Origin of the sequence: Psychrobacter sp. CAL346-MNA-CIBAN-0220 (assembly GCF_040309805.1) — a bacterium.
GTDB lineage: Bacteria > Pseudomonadota > Gammaproteobacteria > Pseudomonadales > Moraxellaceae > Psychrobacter.
This window is the reverse complement of sequence record NZ_JBEOPF010000517.1, coordinates 1-254: the sequence shown is the minus strand read 5'-3', so window position 1 is coordinate 254 and position 254 is coordinate 1. Positions and strand designations below refer to the sequence as shown.

1 protein-coding gene is annotated in these 254 nt (G+C 65.4%); it reads left to right on the top strand.

Annotated features, from left to right (window positions below):
* Positions 1 to 254, top strand: a 254-nt coding sequence (locus tag AAEY88_RS14610; protein WP_350563547.1) for a hypothetical protein, incomplete at both ends; no start/stop codon positions are given.

The window sequence follows — 254 nt, the reverse complement described above, 5'->3', positions numbered from 1 at the left end:
CTACTACCCCGTCGACCTGCGCTGGCGCGTGGACATGACGGTATGGCTGGCCATCGTCGGCGTGGCGCCGTTGTTCATCGCGCGTTTCCCGCGCAAGGCGATTTACGGCCTGGGCTTTCTGGTGCTGTACCCGATCATCGCCTACTGCTTGCTGCACGGCGGCGTGTTCGGCCTGAGTAATGTGGCGACCAGCCAATGGGGCGGCCTGATGCTGACCCTGGTGATCGCCACCGTGGGCATCGCCGGTGCCTTGC